This window comes from Actinomadura napierensis (assembly GCF_039529375.1).
In the GTDB taxonomy this organism is placed as follows: Bacteria; Actinomycetota; Actinomycetes; order Streptosporangiales; family Streptosporangiaceae; genus Spirillospora; species Spirillospora napierensis.
Genome location: NZ_BAAAMR010000087.1, coordinates 1 through 17,332 on the forward strand (window position 1 = coordinate 1; position 17,332 = coordinate 17,332).

The 17,332-nt window shown below is 68.3% G+C and carries 16 protein-coding genes; 7 read left to right on the top strand and 9 right to left on the bottom strand.

What is annotated here, in order from left to right:
• Positions 1-600 precede the first annotated feature (600 nt).
• Together ABD296_RS35910 and ABD296_RS35915 are read left to right on the top strand one after the other, a co-directional pair.
• Positions 601-765 carry a hypothetical protein gene (locus ABD296_RS35910; RefSeq protein ID WP_344277903.1) on the top strand — a complete coding sequence of 55 codons (165 nt, stop codon included), beginning with the start codon at positions 601-603 and terminating at the stop codon, positions 763-765.
• 143 nt (positions 766-908) lie between these two features.
• Entirely contained in the window at positions 909-1,637 is a 729-nt protein-coding gene (locus ABD296_RS35915; protein ID WP_344277906.1) for a spermidine synthase family protein, read from the top strand.
• Positions 1,638-1,900: 263 nt separating this feature from the next.
• Here ABD296_RS35915 and ABD296_RS35920 read toward each other — a convergent pair whose 3' ends face one another.
• From ABD296_RS35920 to ABD296_RS35945, 6 genes are all read right to left on the bottom strand, one after another.
• Positions 1,901-3,313 (bottom strand): hypothetical protein, encoded by a 1,413-nt coding sequence (locus tag ABD296_RS35920; RefSeq protein WP_344277909.1) that lies wholly within the window; start codon positions 3,311-3,313, stop codon positions 1,901-1,903.
• A gap of 593 nt (positions 3,314-3,906) precedes the next feature.
• Positions 3,907-4,164 carry a hypothetical protein gene (locus ABD296_RS35925; RefSeq protein WP_344277912.1) on the bottom strand — a complete coding sequence of 86 codons (258 nt, stop codon included), beginning with the start codon at positions 4,162-4,164 and terminating at the stop codon, positions 3,907-3,909.
• Position 4,165: 1 nt separating this feature from the next.
• On the bottom strand, positions 4,166-4,651 hold the full coding sequence (locus ABD296_RS35930; RefSeq protein WP_344277915.1) for a hypothetical protein: 486 nt from the start codon (positions 4,649-4,651) through the stop codon (positions 4,166-4,168).
• A 39-nt stretch (positions 4,652-4,690) separates the two neighbouring features.
• Positions 4,691-6,376, bottom strand: a complete 1,686-nt coding sequence (locus ABD296_RS35935; protein WP_344277918.1) for a TolB family protein — start codon at positions 6,374-6,376, stop codon at positions 4,691-4,693.
• Between the two features lie 438 nt (positions 6,377-6,814).
• Complete coding sequence (locus ABD296_RS35940; RefSeq protein ID WP_344277921.1) at positions 6,815-7,486, bottom strand: hypothetical protein; 672 nt, start codon at positions 7,484-7,486, stop codon at positions 6,815-6,817.
• Between the two features lie 57 nt (positions 7,487-7,543).
• A complete protein-coding gene (locus ABD296_RS35945; RefSeq protein WP_344277924.1) occupies positions 7,544-8,200 on the bottom strand; it encodes a TetR/AcrR family transcriptional regulator in 657 nt (218 codons plus the stop codon).
• Positions 8,201-9,066: 866 nt separating this feature from the next.
• Between ABD296_RS35945 and ABD296_RS35950 the strand changes: the two genes are divergently transcribed.
• Positions 9,067-9,573 (top strand): integrase core domain-containing protein, encoded by a 507-nt coding sequence (locus ABD296_RS35950; RefSeq protein ID WP_344277927.1) that lies wholly within the window; start codon positions 9,067-9,069, stop codon positions 9,571-9,573.
• Between the two features lie 812 nt (positions 9,574-10,385).
• On the opposite strand, the gene ABD296_RS35955 is transcribed toward ABD296_RS35950, so the two are convergent.
• Entirely contained in the window at positions 10,386-11,321 is a 936-nt protein-coding gene (locus ABD296_RS35955; RefSeq protein WP_344277930.1) for an SDR family oxidoreductase, read from the bottom strand.
• Between the two features lie 91 nt (positions 11,322-11,412).
• Positions 11,413-12,045 carry an NADPH-dependent F420 reductase gene (locus ABD296_RS35960; protein ID WP_344277933.1) on the bottom strand — a complete coding sequence of 211 codons (633 nt, stop codon included), beginning with the start codon at positions 12,043-12,045 and terminating at the stop codon, positions 11,413-11,415.
• Positions 12,046-12,213: 168 nt separating this feature from the next.
• Here ABD296_RS35960 and ABD296_RS35965 point away from each other — a divergent pair, with 168 nt between their 5' ends.
• The gene (locus ABD296_RS35965) at positions 12,214-13,125 is read left to right on the top strand and encodes a LysR family transcriptional regulator (protein WP_344277936.1); all 912 of its coding nucleotides are present in this window, start codon (positions 12,214-12,216) and stop codon (positions 13,123-13,125) included.
• Between the two features lie 590 nt (positions 13,126-13,715).
• Here the strand turns inward: ABD296_RS35965 and ABD296_RS35970 are convergent.
• Complete coding sequence (locus ABD296_RS35970) at positions 13,716-14,327, bottom strand: TetR/AcrR family transcriptional regulator (RefSeq protein ID WP_344277939.1); 612 nt, start codon at positions 14,325-14,327, stop codon at positions 13,716-13,718.
• 145 nt (positions 14,328-14,472) lie between these two features.
• Here ABD296_RS35970 and ABD296_RS35975 point away from each other — a divergent pair, with 145 nt between their 5' ends.
• From ABD296_RS35975 to ABD296_RS35985, 3 genes are all read left to right on the top strand, one after another.
• Positions 14,473-15,207 (top strand): SDR family NAD(P)-dependent oxidoreductase, encoded by a 735-nt coding sequence (locus ABD296_RS35975; protein ID WP_344277942.1) that lies wholly within the window; start codon positions 14,473-14,475, stop codon positions 15,205-15,207.
• A gap of 33 nt (positions 15,208-15,240) precedes the next feature.
• Positions 15,241-15,864 (top strand): NADPH-dependent F420 reductase, encoded by a 624-nt coding sequence (locus ABD296_RS35980; RefSeq protein ID WP_344277945.1) that lies wholly within the window; start codon positions 15,241-15,243, stop codon positions 15,862-15,864.
• A 301-nt stretch (positions 15,865-16,165) separates the two neighbouring features.
• On the top strand, positions 16,166-16,843 hold the full coding sequence (locus tag ABD296_RS35985; protein ID WP_344277948.1) for a hypothetical protein: 678 nt from the start codon (positions 16,166-16,168) through the stop codon (positions 16,841-16,843).
• Positions 16,844-17,332: the final 489 nt, after the last annotated feature.

Consider the following 17,332-nt stretch of genomic DNA (forward strand, 5'->3'; position numbering starts at 1 on the left):
GAGGAACAACACCGCACCTCACCACCGACCGGCTGACCCATCTCACCCCAGGTGGCCGTGAAACGGGGGGAACCTCAGGTGCTCCTGCAAACCCAGTGAGCAATCCAGCAGCCCTCACCTCGCCACCTCGGCCAACTGCCCGATCAGCGCACCCAGACAAGATTTGAGTCCACGCCAGGCGCTACCCGTGTGGCTCACCAGCAGCAATAGGAGGCCACCAAGACAACGGCCGCTTCCCGAGGACGACCAGCACCCGGGGCAAGAGGTCGCGGACGCTGGGTCGGCAACCTCGGCGCCGGCAATCCGAACTGCGTTCCGCACCACCGCCGCCTACACGTCGACACTCAACGGGGCGGTTGCACGGGCGACACCGCGGCCCTGGCGGCGGCTTGGCCACCGGCGCCGACGGTGACCAGGCGGATACCTGCGGCGCGGCGAACCCGTTGTCAGCAGACCGCTCCGCACACTCCCGAGGCCACCCGGCCACCCCAACAGGCAAGCCGTGTCACGAACCGCGCAATGCCCCTGGCTGGGCTCGGGGACGGTGCGGCTCTGCCGCCAGAGCAGACGAACCCCACAGCGGCATGAGAGTTCATCACCATGACCCTCATGACCCGTGCAGGCCGTCTGCACGTCAGAGCTCTAGAGGTGATAAACGGCGAAGTGAAGGCGGTCGCTGTCGGCCGTGCAGGCCACATCGTCGGTTCCGGCGCGGCCGTCACCGGCGAAACCGCCGATTCGAGGCAACATCAGCCGTCGGCTTGATCTGCAGTGCCGTCCCATGCTCCGCGGGAGGGGTAGCGTCAGCGGCGGCCCGACTGACCGGGGCGTTTCCGGGGGGCGGGCCGCGGCCACCGGTCGGACTTCCACGGAATCCGCGGGTGCGGCAGACGGGAACGGAGGGGTGTGTGAGCGCGCGTTTCGAGGAGATCGACTGGCGTCAGACGGCCAAGGGGGCCATCAGCCTGCGGCGTCGACGAGACCCGGCTTCGGGCACCGAGGTGTACGAGGTCAAGCTCGATGATGACTTCCTCATGTCCAGTCAATTCACGGCCGGAGAGATCGCGCTGGCCCGGCTCGGCCTGGAGCCGCTGGCAGACACCCACCTCGACGTGATCGTGGGCGGGCTGGGTCTCGGATACACCGCCCACGCCGTGCTGGAAGACCCGCGTGTGCGTTCACTCACCGTCGTGGAAGCACTCGAGGAAGTGATCGGATGGCACCAACGACGTCTGGTGCCCCTGGGCGCAGACCTGACGTCAGATCCGCGTTGCCGCCTTCTCCATGCAGACTTCTTCTCCCTCGCCGCCGATCCCCACGGCTTCGATCCGGATATTCCGGGACGCCGCTTCCACGCCATCGTCGTCGATATCGATCACTCGCCGCGGCATGTGCTCGACCCCGCCCATGCACCCTTCTACGAGCCCGGCGGCCTGCGCGGACTCGCCGGCCGGCTCCACCCAGGCGGCGTGTTCGCCCTATGGTCCAACGACCCGCCGGACGAACACTTCAATGCCGTACTCGCTCAGGTGTTTTACGCTTCACAAGCACATGTCGTCGAATTCCACAACCCTTTCCAAAACCGGACCGCGACCAACACGGTCTACGTTGCAAGGACACAACCGGACCAGGCGTAACGCTGACCAACCAATCTGCGGCAGAAGAGCACGTCGCTCACTCAGCCGTGGGGTGTCCTCAGCTCGTGCTTCGGCCGCCGTCGACAGCGAGGTAGACCGGGGGCTGGGAACGCTACGGACAGCCGTTAGCGCTGAGAACGACCTTGGGGTGAGTGTTCCGGGACGGTCCTGCCGTGGCGAAGCCGAGACGGGGTGCGGTACGAACTCAGGGACACCTGTCCAGGTCACAAGGTTCCTGTGTTCGTACCGCACCCGTCGTCGGTTCAGCCGGTCAGGAAGGCCTGCATCTCTTCCTGGAGTTTGCCATCGGGCTCAGCTGACGCGGCAGCGCTGATCCAGCCCCGAAGACGGCTCGGTCGGTGCTCCGGAGGCCAGGACGTCAAGATCTGGAGCGCCCGGCGCCGCGTCGTCGTGTTTCGAGCGGACAGGCAGATCCGGAGCAGCTCGACGCCGGCGCCGGGATGTTCGTCCAGGTTGTTGATGACCGCGGCCAGCACTCGATCGAGGGTGTGTTCGGGCCCGAAACCGCGGCTGAGGGTGGGGCCGCTGGTGAGCACATCGAGCGGGAGGATCCGCATGGCCAGGGCGATCACGGAACCGACGGTCTCGCTGTTGGAGTGGTTGACCGCCCAGCTCCAGGCATAGGCACTGGACGGATCTTGTTCCAGGTGGCGGAGCGCCCAGGCAAGCACCGGCATGCCGAGACGGCCGGCGCAGGACAACGCGGTGTTGAAGCCGTACGGGCCACAGTCGGGTGGATCGTCCAGGGCCGCCAGCACCAGCTCGCGCCAGACGGGTCTGGCCAGCAGTTCCTCATAGCGATGTGTCAAGCGTTCGGGCTCGCCCCGGGGCCAGTCGATGCCCGCGTCAGACCGCAACGCGCACCGGTTGATGGTCAGCAGATCATCCAGCATGTCCAGCGTCGGTTCGGCTGTGGCGACGAGTTCGGCGTAGCGGTGCATGGCGGGCACGGCGTCGTCGTAGTCGGTCATGTCCTTGGCCGGACCGCCGATGACGGCGAGCGTGGCGAGGATGTTCCCGGCGCCTTTCAGCAGGGCCTGGTCCACCTCGGGTTCCAGGAGGGCGGTGTAGAGCTCCCCGGTCGTTGCGGCGATGTGCGCCAAGTAATCGTTCAGAACGCCGTTGCGGAACCCCTCACGCAGCAGCCATGCCTTGATCTCGGGATCGTTGCTGCCCTTCAGGCGTTCCACCGCGTGGATCCGTCCCCAGTCCTTGACCCGCCGCGCCAGCTCATAGGCGGCGCGTTGCCGGCCTGGTTGGGTCTTCACCAGGGCCACCACGGCGTACAGGGTGAGTTCCTCGAGCGCGCCGAGCAGGAGCAGCAGCTCGCGGTCGCGTTCGTCTCCGCATTCCCCCAGCACCACGATGCCCAGCTTGACGGCATTTCGCGCTGAGCCGTACTCGGTCAGATGCCGCGCGACCCCGTGCAGCGGTGCACGAGGCAGATTGCGTGATCGAAGCTCTTTGACCAGGTCATCAGCCAGATCGACCGCAGGCTGCCGCGCGAGGACCTCATGCAGCCGGGCCAACGACGCGACGTCGGGGAAGGCTGACACGGCCGCTACCAGGAGATCGGCCACTTGCGTGACGGCCTCCGATTCCGAGGCCGCGCCGAAGTGGTGGGTCCGGACGCCATCGAGCACCACGCTCGTCATGAGGGGCCCGTCCTCGCCGCTGCGGCGGGACGGTTCGTCGGGGAGCGGGAACCCGCCGTCCGGCCAGGGGCCCGGGCCGTGCAGTGCGTTCAGAGCGAGAGCATGGGCCAGCAGGGTGGTCCGGTCATCGACGGGACCACGGCCTGGCTCCCACTGGCCGGGGCTCACCGGCTGGGGCGCAGGACGCCCTTTCCGTAGAAGATCATGCCGCGATGATGACACTCACCCGGCAGAACCGCAAAGGAGACAGCTCCACAGGGGACCTGACCGACCAGTCCACGAGCTCCCTGAGTTCGTACCATGAGTCGGCGTCGACAGTCCTTATGGACTGGGTCAGGATCGGCTGTGTGACAGGACGAGCGGAGGACGCGATTCGCGCGGCTGTCTCTCCTGGGGAGCCGTTGGCGACCCATCGGGACGTAGCCGCTTCACTGTAGCCCGCTACACCACCGACGGGCTGGTTCTGCTCCTCGGTCAGAAGAAGCACGGACCCCATTCCCCGCCGCGGTGCCGGGCGACGTCCGAAGCGGTTAACGTCACGTCCAGACGTCACGCCGTGACGCCCGCAGAACACTTGACGGCTCCCGCGAACGCTACCGATCGCCAGCCTCGACCGAGCGTGCGCCGAGATCGGCCAGCCACTTGGGCACGTGGCCGTTGCGCTCGCGCCAGGCGACCGTCCGGCACTTGGGCGAGCAGTACACCGCGTCGCTGCGCTTGCGCAGCCCCACCCACCACCACCGCCCGCACACCGGGCACTTGGCCTTCGGCTGCTGGGCACGCAATTCCCACGTCGTCGGCCCCCACGCAATGCCCAACTCCACCAGATCGGCGACCGCGGCCGCGTACACCTCACGGTGCTCCTTCACCGCCCGCCAGCACGCCGACCGGCACGCCGCCGAGCAGAACCGGCGCGAGGACCACACCCCGCCGGAAGAGCAAAACCGCAATGAGCGCACCTGCGCTCCCCGCGACGTGCCACTCCCCCAGCATCACCCCGCCAAGCAGCTCCGCGAGAGAGCCCAGCGTGGCCACGCGCTTTCGGAAAGCGCTGGCCGAATGGGATCGCACCTCACCAGGCGCCCCTGCCGCGCAAGCGGCGAGGTAGCGGCATGCCGTCATGACGGCGTGACGGCACTCGCGCGCCTGCAGCTGCGAGGGTCGGGCGAACCCGTCGGGGTGACGGCGTTCCAGCACCCAGGCGGCCGCCCGCCAGTCCGGTGGCGCGACGTCCTCCTCGACCTCCTCCACGAGGTGGCCGGTAGCGGGGTAGCGGTAGCGGCGGATCCGCCGGCGCACCACGTGCCCGCCCTCGGCGACCCGGTCGATCCGCGTCACATTGGGCGGGCCGTCGTGGAAGGGACGCCTCGGCGGCGGTCAGGTTCCGTTGGCGGGTTGGCGGTAGGTGCGCCCGTTGATGGTGGTGGTGAGTGTCCCGGTCGCTTGGAAGAGGTTGGTGAGGACGTCGATGGTGAGGTGGAATCCGTCGGGGCCGGTCTTCTTGGTGCCGTGGTCGCGTCCGGTCTGGACGAGGTCGGAGTACCAGTCGACCTTGTTGAGCGTAGGGCTGGGGTTGGTGGTCGTGACGCTTTCGGTGCCGTTGAGGATGTGGGCGCCGTCGTCGGAGTAGTTCCGGTAGGCGACGGAGACGGTGCTGATCGCGGTGTGGTTGGTGTTTTCGGTGATGGTCACCGCCGCGGAGCCGGACCGCTTGCCGGGCAGGGTGTAGTGCCCTTGCGGGGGGTAGGGCCGGGCCGGGGTGGCGCTGCCCGGCACGTACGGGGTCCCCCACGGGACGGTGTCGGAGGCGACGGTGACGTGCCGGGGCTTGAGCGGTTTACGGTCGGTGAGGTGGGCGATCATCATGCGTGCGGTGCGTCCGCCGGGTTCGGTGGAGTTCTCGCACGGCAGCGGGTTGGCGCCGCCGCAGGCGGGCGGGACGGCGAGGGCCTGCCAGTAGACGATGCTGGTGCCGTCGGGTGACCATCGGGGGTCGGCCATGCCGTTCCAGTTGGGGTCGTTGATCGCGCCGGGTCCGCCGTCGCCGGCGGCGTTGATCTGCTGGCCCTGGTAGGCGCCGCGGTCGCCGTACCGGTCGATGAGGTAGGGCTGGAAGAAGCGCCGCTGCCCGTTGTTGCGGGTCGAGGAGACCGCGCTGGTGGTGATCAGGTCCGTGACGGGCGGGATGGCGCGCATCGCGGCGAGGAACATCTGCCGGTTCGAGCCGCGGGTGTCCATGGCGACGGTCCAGCGGTCGTCGGGTGAGATGGCGATCGGGTCGGTGTATTCGGGGTTGCTGGTGAGGCGGCGGACCTTGCCGGTCCGCAGGTTCGCAGCGAAGACGTCGATGTTGGACGACTCGTCGGGGTACCCGATGTAGGAGACCTCGTCACCGGTGCCGGAGAAGCCGCGCAGTTCGCCGACCGAGATGGCCTGCGGGTTGATCTTCAGGCGGCCGGGGCGGTGCGGGTCGACGGTGACGGACTGCTTGCCGGGGGCGGGGTCGAACAGGCGGGTCACCTTGACCAGGTCGTAGCGGGGCGCCAGCGGTGTCCCTGTCTTCGGCGCGGGGTCGAACTTCAGCCGCGCGAAGTAGCCGTACTGGTTCAACTTGCCGTTCGTGACGGTGGCGGCGTTGAAGCCCAGGTGCACGTTGTCGGGGTGCAGCCGCAACTCGCGGATGCTGCCGCCCGCGCCGGATCCGTCGGCGGTGACGTTCCAGCGGATCGGATAGATGTGGACGCGGGCCGGAGTACAGGCGGAACTGGTGAGCCGGTAGTGGCCGCAGTCGATGATGTTGGTGCCGGCCAGCGCGCGCCTGCCGTCCTTGAACGCCTGCGGATAGTCCATCGCCGGGCTGCGGCCGACCGCGTTGGCGTCGGGAACACCGCACGTGACGCACTTCCAGGCGTCGCCGTTGGGGAAGGTGCTCCCGTCGGTCTTGACGATGATGAGCTGCTTGCCGGTGTAGTCGGCGGCGGGGTCGGGCGCGGCGGGCGCACCGGTGAAGCCGACTGTGGCCAGGACGTGGTGCCCGTCGGGCAGGAAGTCTCCCGACTGCATGCTGGTCGCCTTGCCGATGCACCCGGTGCCGTGCGGGTTGGTCGCCGGAGTGCATGCGCCGGCCGAGGTGGACGGTGCGACGGGCGGGAGCGGCAGCTCACTGACCTTGATCGGCTCTGGCTTGGGCGCCGGTGGAACGGCCCGGCCGGAAGCGGCGCCGGCGGCGGACCCATCGGGAGCCGCCGTTGCCGGCGTCACCGCGCCGCCTATCGTCATCGTGGCGACGACGAGAACGGCTACGAGCGCTCGCGACCAGGTGCTGTGTCGAACGGTTCTCATGGAGTACGACCTCCGAGGGGGTGGGTGGTCACATGTGCGCGACCATGGAAAGTGAACAATATTTGCAGAAGAGAAGAACTCCATTCTCAATAGGGATGAGTGCTCCCGGGGCAGCAGCCAGGCCGTGACCCAGGGGAGACGGTTCGGGCGGTCAGAGGGTCAGCCGGAGGTCGTGCCCCCGCGGTGGGAGAGTTCGATGGCGAGGACCGGTCGGACGGCGTGACCGGTGCGGCGAGCAGAAGGGGAAGGGCGTGTTCCAGCGCCTTGCCGATGTCGAGTCGCGGGTTCTGCGACATGGGCGTTGATGGTCTGCCGGTCTGTCTCCTGGTTGTTGGCCGCCGAGTGCTTGGTGGTGTCGATCGCCCCCCGCGCTCTGGACGCCTTGGACGGTCTGGGCGACCGTCCGGGAGCTGACCAGCGGGTCTTCTCTGTCGGTCTCGAAGTTGCGGCCGGCGTAGGGGACGCGGATGGTGTTGAGAGCGCGACCGGCACCGGCAGGGCGGTGGCCGGCTGGGCGGCGCGGATACCGGCGGGGCCGTCGGTCAGCCGCAGTGGCGGGATTCCCAGCCGGGGCACCCCGGGCACGTATCCGGACTCGCCGATGGTCTGCAACTGCGGGTCATCCCAGCGGCCCTGGACGAACGACAGCTTCTCCTCCAGGGTCATCGCGGCCACCAGCGCGGCCGTCCCGCGTTGCGGGGCCGCGTGCGCGGTCGCCCCGCCCGCGGTGATCGTGGCCGCAGCGGCGGACACGGCCGGGGCGCCGGCGCTCGTGCGGCTCGCGGTCCAGCGGCTGATGATCGGTGATGTCGCTCGTCGGCGGCGGGTCACGGGATCTCCTCGCGGGGAATGGGGCCGTGCCAGGTTCGCGGGTGGGCCGCTTCGCTCTCAGTCGCTCACCGGTGCCTGCCACAGCCCGGTCAAGGCGTCGACGAGTCCGGCCACCGCCTGGGGCCAGTCCAGGTGCGGACCGTTCGGATCCTCGGCCAGAACGCGTTCGTGTTCGGCCCAAGTGAAGACCATCAGCTGGCGGGTCATGACCCGCCGCTGGGTCCGCAGCGGAGTCGGCAGATCGGGCAGCAGCCGGTCCAGCCGGCCCAGGATGATGTGCAGCGAGGGTGAGGACATCGCGTCCTCGATCGCGAGTTCGCGGTATCCGGGGTCGACCATCACCTGCGCGCCGAACCGAGCGAAGAAGGTGGGACCGGGCAGGCTCGCCAGGTACTCCGGCAACGGCCGCACCAGGGATCCCAGCCAGACGCGCAGGTCCTGGGTGTCGGCGGCGTCGGCGACCAGCTCCGCCCGAAGCCGCTCCACCGGCGGGCTGTGCCGCTGCAGGATCGCCCGCACCAGCTCCACCCGGTCGCCGAAGTGGTAGCCGACCGAGGAATTGTTGCCCTGCCCGGCGGCCGCACTGACCTGACGGTTGGACACCGACAGGCCCTCCTCGGCGAACAACCGCTCGGCGGTGACCAGAATCAGCTCCCGCGTCGCGGCGGCACGGTCCTGCCGCGCTCCATCCCGGCTACGTGCCTTGGCTGGCATCGACCTTCCTCCTTCGCCAGGACGCGGCCGCATCGCCGCGCCCCGCCATCTGCCTGACAAGCGCAGAGGCTCCCAGCAACACAGATCTAAGTCAAGCAATTGACTTAGATCTAGGGCAGGTTGCGTTGCGCGCTACCGGTCTGCACCGGCAGCGATCGGTAGCCATCGACTCGACCCGAGGTGAGCGCAATCTCCGGCTTTCGGCCGCGGCGGGGGCGGCCGCGCTCACGACCACAGCCACTGCGGCCCACGCCTCGACCGTACGGGTGCCGAAAATACCATCCGCGCAGGTGAGAGCCCATGCGGCTGATGATCGATTACGGGTGCAGTGCTGCTGGTCGTTCAGCTGCGAACGGCCGTACGGGAGGCGCTCACGGCGCCATGATGGTCGGCTGTGCTGTTGCGACTGGCCTACCTGACGGTGACGAACACCTTCGCGATGATGCGCCTGGTTCCGATGAGTGATGGGGACAAAGACACCGAGATTTCTGGTGCTGCGTCATCAGCTCGCGATACTGGAACCTCAGCTGAGCGGGCAGAAGGTGCGGTTCACCGGGCGTTCCTGGCGGCGTGGCTGCACCGTCTGACACCCGAGGCGCTTCGCGGGATGCGGTTGCTGGTGCGTCCGGAGACGGTGTTGCGTTGGCACCGTGACCTTGTCCGGCGCCGGCATGCTGCCCGGTCCAGGCCGAAACGGCCGGGCCGGCCGCCGACCGTGCGTTCCATCCGCAAGCAAGGACGTCGGATCGACCCGGCACCCCAACGCGCATCCGGCACATGGGCGTCGTTCCTGCGGTCCCAAAGCGACGCCCTCCTGGCTTGCGACTTCCTGGAGACCGTCACCCCTGACTGGGGCGCGCCTGTACGTGCTGGCCGTGATCGAGCACCGCACCCGCCGGATCCGCGTCCTGGGCGCGACCGCCCATCCAACGGCCGCGTGGGTGACGCAGGCCGCAAGGAACCTGGTCATGGACCTGGAGGACGCCGGGTGCCGTGCGCGGTGGCTGATCCGGGACCGTGACGGCAAGTTCCCTGAGCTGTTCGACGCGGTCCTGGCCGACGCGGGCATCAAGATCGTGCTCACCGGGGTGCGAAGGCCACCGATGAACTCGATCATGGAACGGTGGGTGCAGACCTGCCGCCGCGAACTGCTGGACCGGACCCTGATCTGGAACCAGCGCCACCTGCTCCACACGCTGCGCGAGTTCGAGACCTTCTACAACGAGCACCGGCCGCACCGCGGCATTTCCAACGCCCGCCCATGCACTCCGCTGCCTCCACCGATCACCGACCCCGACCAGATCGCCGATCTGAACGTACGAAGACACCAACGTCTCGGTGGAATCCTCAACCAGTACCAGCATGCCGCATGACCTGCATGGATGGGTTTTCGGCATGAGCAAGGCGGCCGTCCCGGTCGGCGCCGGTCAGTGTAGGTCCACTTCCGGGCGGCCAGGTGGCGGTGCCGGCGCAGGATCGTGGCCGGGGTGACCGGGAAGACGTCAGCCCCCCGGCGGCGGTGAACCAGCCGGGACAACGCCGCCAACCAGAGCCGGTCGAGGTGATCGCGCTGTGGTCGGCCACGCACCTGCCGGCGCAGCACCTGGTTCTCCTGACGCAGCACCAGGAGTTCGACCTCCTTGGATAAGTCCGACCGAAGCAGCATCACCAGCAAGCCGAGCAGGCACCTGAGCAACCGATAGATCAGCGACAACAACACCTCGAGATGGCCCCAGCCACGGCACTGATCCTTCAGCGACACCCCAGGTCGCAGCACGAAGCCGAGTTTCCGAGCGGCACACCACCCCCTGGCGCCAGCCGCAAACCGCACTGCGGTTCCCGGACCCCGGGCAGGAGGTCGCCTGCTCGATCACCATTACCGCGTCCGGCCTCGTGCATGGTGTGTGGCGGGTCGGGTAGCCGCCAAGCGACCTGGTTATGCCTAGCGTTCCGCCGGGCGAGGTGCGGCCTGTTGATGGGATAGCAGGCTGCCGCGGCTCTGGCCGTGTCGTGACCTCCGCTGTCAGCTGAGCACCACCTGGTGTCCGGCCCCGACAGCGAGTCGCGCGGGGGTCCTGCCGTTGCTTCCGCTTCCGATGAATCCCACAGTCGTCATAGTCTCAACGTCCTTCAGAGGAGCCGAACTTGCCGGTTGCCGGGCTCGTTGCGATCCGGGTTCCCGCCGTCAGCCGGCGGGGAAATAATGGCCGTTGTCCAGATCGGCGAGCAGTCCGGGCTGGGTGGGTTCCCAGCCGAGGGTCCGGCGGGTGATGAGGTTGGACGCCGGGTAGCTCTGCGTGACGATATTGGTGAGGAACCCGAAGTACCCCGGTGTCATCAGGGCATCGTCGGGGACGCTCACGGCGGGCAGGCCCAGGCGGCTGGCGATGGCCTCGGCGATGTCGCGGAACGTGATGCCCCCGTCCTCGACCGCGTGCCAGTATTTGCCGGCCGGCCCCTTCTCCAGCGCCAGGCGGAACAAGGTGGCGGCATCGCGGATATGCACGGCGTTCCATAGGTTCGCGCCGTCGCCGTGGTAGCCGACGAAGCCCTTCTCCTTCGCGAGCGCGATCAGCGTGGGGAGGAAGCCGGCACGATCGGTCGTGCTGTGCGCGATGTTGGCGATACGGACGACCGAAGATCGCACCCCCTGCTCGGCGAGGTCGACAACGGCCCTTTCCACGACGTTGCGGACCCGCAGGGTGCCCTTGTGCTCCTCGCCGGCGGGGAGGGCCGGGTCGTCCTCGGTGGCCGGCCGCTCCAGGTTCCCGGGCGAGCCCATGCTTCCCGCCGTGACCAGCGGCTTTCCGGTTCCCGCGAGTGCCTCCCCGTACGCGAGCATGATCGGGAGCTCCGCAGCGGCCACGGCGTCCATTCCGCCGGAGGGCAGCAGTTCCTGCCTGTGGGCGACGTGGATGACGCCATCGGAGCCCGAGGCCGCCTCCTTGAGCCCGTCGAGATCCTGAAGGTCGCCGCGACGCACCTTCGCGCCGAGCGCGGACAGGGCCGCCGCGGAAGCGTCCGACCGGGCCAGGCCGGTGACCTCGTGCCCGGCGGCGATGAGCTCGGGGATGATGTACGAACCGGAATGGCCGGTCCCCCCAGCGACGAATACGCGCATCTGACTGTCCTTGTGAGGGTAGGTGCAGGGCCTTCCCGTGCCGTAAGTGAACCGGCGTAATACGGCACGAGAGGTAGTGGTAGAGGTGCGCTCAGCCGAGAAGGGTGATGCCGAGGGAGAAATCGGCGTGCTTGACGGAGTGGTTCATGAGGCCCAACTCCAGCAGGCCGACGTTCTCCAGTGCCCGCGCCATGAACAGTTCCCCGATGTCCCAGGGGCGCAGCCCCAGGCTCTCGACGAACGCCGACACGCGTGCCTTCGCCTGCGCGTCGTCGCCGGCGATGAACACGTCCAGAGGGCGGTCCTCGGCCGGGCCGCCCGCCAGAACGTGGGAGAACACAGTGTTGAACGCCTTGACGACATGCGCATCGTCGGGAGCCGCCTTGGCGATCTGCTGTGCACCGGAACTGTCGTCGGGAACGACGAAGCCCCGCAAGTCGGGGGCTACGGGGTTGGTGATGTCAACGATGATCTTGCCGCGCAGTGCGTCCCCGTACTCCCTCACCACCGCCGCCGCGCCGGCGTACGGCGCGGCGAGGAGCACGATGTCCCCGGTCGGGGCGGCCCCGGACCTCCCGACCGTGGCGCCGCCGAGCGTGGCGGCCAATTCCTTGGCCTTGGCCTGGTCGCGGCCGATGATCTCGACGGCGTTACCGCCGGCGAGTGCCCGGCCGGCCAAAGCACGGGCCATGTTTCCCAGTCCGATAATGCTGATGCTGCTCATCGGTGTTCCTGCTTTCCGGGCTTTGGCCCTGCTGTCGAATTCTTATCCCGAATTCACTTCGACGCCCTTGCGTTTCTGTTCTTCATGCTGTCATCGGGGCTGAGTTACGTCCAAGACCTATTGAAGTCGTGGTGATACCGTGGAGGCATCACCGGGCTGGGGGGTTCTATGGATCTGGATCTGCGCAAACTGCGCTACTTCGTCGCCGTGGCCGACCGGCTGCATTTCGGCCGCGCCGCCGATGAGCTTCACATCGCACAGCCGGTGCTCAGCCGGCAGATCCGCGCGCTCGAGAAGGATCTCGGCGCCTCGCTCTTCACCAGGGATCGCCACGGTGTAGAGCTGACAGATGCGGGCCGGCAACTGCTGGCCGACGCGGGTCCACTGCTCGCCTCAACCCACGCGGTCCGCCGCCGGGTGTCCGCGGCCGCGAGCGGCAAGCGGCGGCTGATGGTCGGTTTCCGGGCCGGTATTGCAGTCATCCCGGCGGCCCGTGCGTTCGAGGACCGGCACCCGGACGTGGTCGTGGACGTGCTGCGGATCGAAGGGGACGACCAGGCTGCGATGCTGCTCGACGGCCGCATCGACGTCGGCTATGTACGGCTGCCCATCGACGAGGCCGGCCTGCGCGTCACTCCGCTGTACACCGAGCCGCGTGTAGCGGTACTGCCCGCCGGACACCGGTTTGCCGGCAAGCAGGAGGTCACCGAGGCCGACCTGGCCGGCGAACCGCTGGTCTGGCACGGTGCCCCGAGCACGCAGCCCACCAAGCGCCCGCTCCCCAATGCCGGGTACCCGGTGCGCGGCGTGGACGAGACGCTCGAGCATGTCGCGGCCGGACGGGGCATCTCCTTCCTGGCCCGTTCGGCGTCCGTGTTCTACTCGCATCCGGACATCGTCTATGTGCCCATCCCGGATCTGGCGCCCGATCAGGTGTGCCTCGCGGTGGCGGCATCGCACGCCTCGCCGGTAGTAGATGACTTCGTCACTGCGGCTCAGTCGACGGCCGAGATCACGGCAGAATGCGGGAACTATGAGATGTGGCAGCGTGGAGGCGATGTCGCCTCAAGACACGCTTGAGTAGGTCGACTTACCCCCGTTCATTATGAGCTGGAGAGCGAAATGGCCTGACGGGGTGGCGCTGTTGCGGCCGACCTCTGAGCCGGTTCCGTTCTTCGGCCAGAAGTTGTCTGAGGGCCCCGAAGCACCTGAGACCGACTGGAAGTACGTGCTGCGGACGCGGCTCAACCCGGCTGATCGCCGGCGGTCCGCCGTTCGTAGTGTCGGGAGTCGGTCCGTGGGATCCAGAACCCGACGGCGGGTTTCAGCCGGACGTGTCGGCTGCCCGCCTGTTGGCGTTCGTTTCGGGGTGGCGTGGCCGAGTTGGGCCGCGCACTGATGATCAGCATGAATGGTTCAGCTGGCCCGGTGCAGAAGTCAACGCTGTGCTGCCCCGCGAGGAGAGCACCGCGGTGGAGTGGATGAGGCGTGGCAAGTCGCCTTAAGGGGCCGCCGGTCTCGCCGGCGGCTTCTGCTGCGGCCTTCGGCGGGGGCGTCCAGTTCCGCAAAGCGGGCAGGTCCGGGCCAGGTGCCGGGCGGCTGGTGTCGCGTACCAGCGGGTGCGGGCGCGCGACCCGGGATGGCGTCCAGCCCGGTCGCGGGGTGCCGGGTCAATTTGGCGCTTGTTCGCGTTGCCGGTCGTCGCCGGCTGTGGCGGGGATGGCGTTGTCGATGAGGGCGGCGGCGATGGCGGCGGCGGTGGGGAAGGCGTCGGCGTTGAGGACCCGGGTGCGGGCCGCTGCGCCGTCGATGAGCAGCGCGAGTTGCTCGCCGAGTTGTTCGGGGTCGGTGGCGCCGGCTTGGCGGGCGGTGTCGGCGAGCCGCGCGGCGACGGCTTCCTTGTAGTGGCGTGCGTACTGGGATGCGGGGTGCTGGGGGTCGTGGAGTTCGACGGCGGCGGCGATGTAGGGGCACAGGGGTGTGGTGGGGGGGATGTCGAAGGCGGCGAGGAGCCGTTCGCGGGGCGTGAGGTCGGTGCGGTCGAACACGCCGGACAGGATGGAGGGGTCGAACCGGCGCAGGTACTCGGCGACGAGTTCGTCCTTGCCGGTGAAGTGCTGGTAGGCCGTGCGCTTGGACACCTGGGCCGCCGCGCAGAGCTGGTCCATGCCGGTGCGGTTGATGCCCTGCTCGCGGAACAGTTGCCGGGACGCGCTGAGGATGCGCTCGCGGGCGCCCCGGCCGCGGCGGCGGCCCGTGGGGCCCTTGTCCAACTCCGTCATGGGTCCATGCTACCCCAGCCGGGTAACGGGCGGTGTACATAGCTTGCGGCCCGGCCGCCCGTCCCGTACTGTAAGCACACAGAGCGGTGTACATAACACCGTCGCTCCAGGTGCACTACGGCACCACCGACCCAAGGGACCCATCATGGGAAAGCTCGACGGCAAGGTAGCGGTCATCACCGGCGGCACCACCGGCATGGCGCTGGCCGGCGCGAAGCTGTTCGTCCAGGAGGGAGCGCACGTCTTCATCACCGGCCGCCGCCAGGAGGTCCTGGACGAGGCCGTGAAGCAGATCGGCCGCAACGTCACCGGCGTCCAGGGCGACGCCGCCGACCTGGACGACCTGGACCGCCTGTACGACACCGTCAAGCGGGAGAAGGGCGGCCTCGACGTGCTGTGGGCCAGCGCCGGCGGAGGCGAGCCCGCCCCGCTCGGCGAGATCACCGAGGCCCAGTTCGACACCTGGTTCGGGCTCAACGCCCGCGGCACCCTGTTCACCGTCCAAAAGGCCCTCCCGCTGTTCAACGACGGCGGCTCCATCCTCATGACCGGCTCCAACGCCTCCCTCGGCGCCTTCCCCGGCTGGAGCGTCTACGCCGGCAGCAAGGCCGTCCAACAGGCCTGGGCCCGCGTCTGGCTCAACGAACTCAAGGACCGCCGCATCCGCGTCAACGTCCTGACCCCCGGCCAGGTCGCCACCGCCAAGCAGGAAGAACTCTTCGACGAGGCCACCAAGCGCCAGTTCGAGTCCCTCATCCCCCGCGGCCAGATGGGCGGCCCCGACGAAATCGCCACCGCCGCCCTCTTCCTCGCCTCCGACGACTCCAGCTACGTCAACGGCATGGAACTCATCGCCGACGGCGGCACCACCGCCATCTGAACCGAACAACACACCACCAGAACAGGACACCTCATGAGCACCATCAGCATCATCGGCACCGGGAACATGGCCCGCACCATCGGCGCGCGGGCGGTAGCGGGCGGCAACACCGTCGAGATCATGGGCCGCGATCAGTCCAAGGCCGCCGACCTGGCCACCACTCTCGGCGGCGGCACCACGACGGGACAATGGGGCACCGCCCCGGCCGGAGACATCGTCATCATGGCCCTGCTGCACGACGGTGTCCTACCGGTCGTCACCCAGTACGCAGACGCTCTGGCGGGCAAGGTCATCGTCGACATCAGCAACCCCTTCAACTCCACGTTCGACGGGCTGACCCACCCCGAGGACACCTCGATCGCACAGGAAGTCGCCAACGCGGCCCCGGCCGACGCAACCGTGGTGAAGGCGTTCAACACCATCTTCCGCCACGTCCTGGAGACGGGCCGGCCCGACGTCTTCATCGCCGGCGACAACGCGCAGGCCAAGACAAGCGTGGAGACGTTCATCGAAAGCCTCGGACTACGCCCACTGGACGTCGGCGACCTGAAAATGGCGCACTGGCTCGAAGGAGCAGGCCTGGTCACAGTAGGCCTCGCCAACCACGGAGTAGGAAACTTGAACTTCGCCCTCAGCATCACCGAACTCCCCACCTGACCAAACAGTCGACCGAGCGTCGCGCTTCGGCGCCTCCAGCCCCCGGGCCGCCAGGCAGTCGCCGGTGAACTCGACAAGCAGCCTGATCACGCACGTGCAGGTCGCACCCCGATTGTGAAGAGCCAACTACATCGCCAGAGGCCCACCACACCTCCGCCGCGGTGCCGTGGTCGGGACGAGAGGACCATGAAATGGCCAGTGACTATCCAGTGACTATTCGGACGTACTCAGCCCTATGCACGGCCCGCCCCGGCGGTCGGCAAGCACCCGGCGCTGGGCGCGGGTGGGCATCACGGCGCAGGTGATCTTCGTGGCGAGCTGGCTCGCCGCCGCTTCCTGGCAGGGTCCGCGGTACCGCGTCCTCGCTCATTCCATCAGCGAAATGTACGCGCGCACCGCACCGCACCCGACGTTCCTGCTGATCGTGTTCACGCTCTGCGATGCCGCGACGATCTTGTTCACGCTCCGCTCCGTCTGGCCCGCACTGTGCCCCGGGGGCTGGGCCGCGACGGTGGGCTCGGTTCTGCTCGCCCTCTCGGTCGCCGGCCTTGGCAACCTGCTGAGCCCGTTCGAACGAGTGGCCTGCCGGATGGCCGACCCGGGGTGCACCACCGCCCGGATGATCTCGAACTCTGGCGGGAAGCTGGACAACGCCCTCACCTCGATCGGCCTACTGGTGCTCGTGCTAGCCGGCTTCTTCCTGGCCCACGCCATGCGGCGCATTCCAGGCTGGCAGCCATGGGCCTGGCCGGCCCGCGGGACGGCGGTCCTGTTCCTCACACTCGGCGCCGCCAGCGTCATGGACCCCGGGCTGAGCGGCCTGTTCGAGCGCCTGTTCGCCGCCACCGGCGCCGCTGCGATCGCGGCACTTGCCGTCGGCATCCTGCGGCGATCCCGCGACATGGGCGGCCCTGAGACGGGCCCACCTGGCGAAGACTGCAAAGCTCTGGCGGAAGCGCCTCGTCTTGACCAATGGTGAATCCTCCAAGCCATCCGGACCGCCCTCCCCGGACTTGGTTCGAGGTTCTCGGCGATCACCCAGTGCGGGCTTGGCCGGCGTTTGATCGAACGCCCGGCGATCCTCCTTCTTCAACGCGTTCCGTGACCCCGCCCACACCGACGCGGTGTGGGCGGGGTCACCGCCTCGTAACCGCGGGCATCGCGACCGACGGCTGCGTGATGTCCACCGAGTCCGATAAAGTCGATGTGCCCCGGGTTCAATGGGGTCGGGTTTCTGCAATCCTCATGTATTTGATCATGAGGAGAAATGGCCCATGGCGGCTCGTTGTCGGGTCGGCGGTTCCGAAACGGATCGGCACGCGACGGCATCGGGCGGCACGGAAATGGGGCTCAATACGGACGGGCCAGCAGAGAATGGCACGGAGAGTACGGCGTTGATACGACGGTTTCGGACTTTTACTCCGTAGGTTGTGGGTTCGAGTCCCACGACCTACCACCCCTGACCAGG